Here is a 3,711-nt window from a genome sequence, read left to right on the forward strand (position 1 = left end):
CGACCAGCCAGGACAGCACCGGCAGGAACACCAGCTGTCCCGAGGCGCCGGCCGCCGTGAGGATGCCGGAGACCAGGCCGCGGCGTTCGGCGAACCACCGGTTGGTGACGGTGGCCGCGAAGCCGGTGGCCAGCGCGCCGGTGCCCAGCCCCACGAGCACGCCCCACAGCAGCAGGAGCTGCCACGCCTCCCGCATGACCACGCCCGCGCCGACGCCCACCGCGATCAGGCCGAGCGCGCCGGTCACCACCCGGCGGATGCCGAAGCGGTCCATCAGCGCGGCGGAGAAGGGGGCGATCAGTCCGTTGAGCACGAGGTTGACGGAGACGGCCGCGCCGATGGTGCCGCGCGACCACCCGAAGTCCTCGGCGAGCGGGTCGGTGACCAGCCCCGGCAGGGTGCGGAAGGCCGCGGCGCCGATGATCGTCACGAAGGCGACCGCCACCACCAGCCAGGCGCGGTGCGGCATCCATGCCTTCGGGCCGCGCGGGCCCAGCGGGCCCTTCGTACGCGGCGGCCGCGCCGGGAGGGCGGGGGCGGGTGTACCGAGTTCCGTCTGTGTCACCGGGACAGCATCCGTTCCCCGGCCCCTCCGGGACGAGTGGCCCGAGGGACACCGTTCGACAGGATCGGGCCACGCGACCATCCTCCCGGGCTACGCTCCCCGCATGACGGAGCAGGACGCAGGCCGGACGGAGCAGGGCCCCGGGCAGAACCCGGCGCGGAACCCGGGGCGGAGCCGCGGGCCGCACCGGGTGGCGGTGCTGGTGAGGGACGGGCTGATCCCCTTCGAGCTGGGCATACCGCACCGCATCTTCGGGCGGGCCAGGGGCACGGACGGCCGCCCGCTGTACGAGGTGACGACCTGCTCGGCCGGTCCGCCGGGCGAGGTCCGCACCGACGCCGACTTCGCGGTGCGGGTCGAGCACGGTCCGGAGGCGCTGGCCCGGGCGGACACCGTGGTGGTGCCGGCGTCCCACGAGCGGGGCGTGCTGCACGAGAGGGGCGTGCTCACCGACGAGCTGGCGGCGGCGTTCGCCGTGATCCGCCCCGGCACCCGGCTGGTGTCCATCTGCACGGGCGCCTACGTGCTTGCCGCGGCCGGCGTGCTGGACGGCCGCCCGGCCACCACCCACTGGGCGAGCACCGAGCACTTCCAACGGCTCTTCCCTCAGGTCCGGGTGGACCCCGACGTCCTGTTCGTCGACGACGGTGACGTGCTGACCTCGGCGGGAGTGGCCGCGGGCATCGACCTCTGCCTGCACCTGGTGCGCCGGGACCACGGGGCGGCGGTGGCCGCGGAGGTCGCCCGGGTCACGGTGGTGCCGCCGCACCGCGACGGCGGGCAGGCGCAGTACGTGCGGCGTCCGGTGCCGGAGGCGCGGGCGGCGGGCACGGCGCGGGCGCGGGCCTGGGCGCTCGAGCGGCTGCACGAGCCGGTACGGCTGCGTGACCTGGCGGAACGCGAATCGCTGTCGGTGCGGACCTTCACCCGGCGGTTCCGCGAGGAGACCGGGGTGAGCCCCGGGGAGTGGCTGACCCTGCAACGGGTGGAGCGGGCACGGCACCTGCTGGAGACCACCGACCTGCCGGTGGAACGCATCGCCCGCGACGCGGGGTTCGGCAGCGTGCAGTCCCTGCGCCAGCACGTCCGCGCCGTCCTCGGTGTGGCTCCGACGACCTACCGCCGCACGTTCCACGAGACCCGCTGAAAGTTGTCCACACCCTGTGGACAACTTTTCGCACCTCCCGTTCAGCGACACCGGAGGGAGGGAGAGGGAGCGGGTAAAGAAGGGGAAGGAAGACCTCGGGGCCGGAGCGGAGCACCGCAGGTTCGTCACGCCTCAGGATCGCGGCCGGGGAAGCGCCGCGGGTCAGGTGCGCCGCACGTCCGGCGCGGCTGAGGTTCGGTGCGCCGCGGACCCGGCGCGCAGGCTCGGCACGCCGCAGTCGGCACGCCTCGGGGCCAGGTTCAGGCCGCACGTCGAGGCCGCACGTCGAGGCTGCGCGTTCAGACCGCGCGTTCAGGCCGCCCGCTCGGGCCGCGCGATCAGACCACTCGGTCAGACCGCCTCGTAGGCCAGGCCCCCGCACGCCGCGACGCCCGTGCCGTACGCGACCGTCGCCGCGCCGCCCGTGCCGGACTGTGCGCCGCGGTCGAGTTCGCACCAGATCCGCTTGCCGGCGCCCTCACGGGTCCAGCCCCAGCGGTCGGCCAGGCCGTCGACCAGCGCGAGGCCGCGGCCGCCCGTCTCGTCCTCGTCGGAACATCGCGGCACCGGCGCCCGGCAGTCCGCGTCGGCGACCTCCAGGCGGACCGGCGGCATCGCGCCGGCCGGGGCCTCACCCGGGTCCTCGGCCGGCAGCACCAGCCGCAGTACTGCGGGACACCCCGTGTGCACCACCGCGTTGGTCACCAGCTCCGACACGAGCAGGATCACCGTCTCGGCCAGCGACTCGTCGGCGTCCATGCCGGACCCCGCGAGCCGTGACCGGGCCCATCTCCGGGCTCTCCCCACTTCCGCGGGGTCGGGCCGGATCTCCAACTGCACTTGAAGCACCTGCACCGCTCACACCATCCGAACCGGCGGACACGACACGGAGTCACGGACCGTGACTCCCTGGAAGCACAGCATGGTTGACACTGAGTCACGCCAACAAGCGCTTCGGGCATATTCCAGCGCGAAGGAGTACCCGTGCGGCATACTGTGCGACGACTCCCGCCGTGCGATGCGCCCTCGCGCCAGGGCCGTTGGGCCCTGGCATCCGTCGCATTTCACCCAAGGTACCCGAGGGCGGACCGACTCCGGGCGGTGGGCGGATCCGGTCCCGCGCCCGGGCGCGTCAACTCTCCGTGACCGCGCGGCCGCGACGGTGCGTGACGTGCGCCTCCTGATCACGCACGGGTGAACCCCGGTCGCGAGGCGGCTGTCAACTCGTCGGCGCACCGGGCGTGTTGCATGCTCCTGTGTCCGGGTCCCGGCCCGGCTCACGCCGACATCGGGCGGATGTCGTCGTCCAGTGCCGCGTCCGCGTCCGGGAAGACCTCGAAGAGCCGCCGCACCCCGAGCGCGCCCAGCACCCGGTTCACGTGCGACCCGTCCTCCGCGCCCGCGGCCGGGAGCACCAGCCGCAACCGGCCGCCGCAGGAACGCAGCAGCCGCCGGGCCGCGATCAGCACGCCGACGCCGCTGGAGTCGCAGAAGAAGACACCGGAGAGGTCGACGACCACACTGCGGTGACCTCCGGCCACCGCGTCGTGCACCCGGCGGCGCAGTTCGGGCGAGGTCATCAGGTCCATCTCGCCGGACACCCGGAGCACGACCCATCCGTCGTGCTCGGTGCCGGTCACCGTGAACGCCACATCGTGCCCCTTACTCGCCGGAGGCGGTCCTGTGGCAGCGCCCCTGCCCCCGCCACACCCCCATGAAACCCAGGGCCGGACCTGGAGAACCAGACATCGACCAGCCACTTTCAGGCTTATTCGACCTCATTCGATCGAAAATTCTCACACATCGATCAATTGCGGTCGTTGTAGGGGGACAAGACGCACACCTGGTGCCACCGGAGCCCGCGCCGCGCGACCCTTATCACGTGGGAGCGCTTCCGGGGCGCGCGTTTGCGGGAAAGAGCCGTGCGCGGCACCGGGTGCCGACTACATTCGTCAGGGAGGACCCCGCGGGGCGGGGCGGAAGTGACGGGGCACGGGGG

The 3,711-nt window shown here is 73.5% G+C and carries 4 protein-coding genes; 1 reads left to right on the forward strand and 3 read right to left on the reverse strand.

Annotated elements, in window-relative coordinates:
* On the reverse strand, positions 1-469 hold a 469-nt coding region (locus ACOV8S_RS01090; protein ID WP_448315659.1), incomplete at its 3' end, for an MFS transporter.
* Positions 470-668: 199 nt separating this feature from the next.
* On the opposite strand from ACOV8S_RS01090, the gene ACOV8S_RS01095 reads away from it, so the two are divergent.
* The gene (locus tag ACOV8S_RS01095) at positions 669-1,712 is read left to right on the forward strand and encodes a GlxA family transcriptional regulator (RefSeq protein ID WP_448315407.1); all 1,044 of its coding nucleotides are present in this window, start codon (positions 669-671) and stop codon (positions 1,710-1,712) included.
* A 351-nt stretch (positions 1,713-2,063) separates the two neighbouring features.
* On the opposite strand, the gene ACOV8S_RS01100 is transcribed toward ACOV8S_RS01095, so the two are convergent.
* On the reverse strand, positions 2,064-2,552 hold the full coding sequence (locus ACOV8S_RS01100; RefSeq protein WP_351113137.1) for an ATP-binding protein: 489 nt from the start codon (positions 2,550-2,552) through the stop codon (positions 2,064-2,066).
* 437 nt (positions 2,553-2,989) lie between these two features.
* Entirely contained in the window at positions 2,990-3,364 is a 375-nt protein-coding gene (locus ACOV8S_RS01105) for an STAS domain-containing protein (protein ID WP_351113077.1), read from the reverse strand.
* Positions 3,365-3,711: the final 347 nt, after the last annotated feature.

Source organism: Streptomyces sp. CO7 (genome assembly GCF_053474865.1).

Excerpts from the sequence above, each read along its gene's own strand:
- ACOV8S_RS01095 (WP_448315407.1), top strand. The coding sequence starts at position 669 with ATGACGGAGCAGGACGCAGGCCGGACGGAGCAGGGCCCCGGGCAGAAC.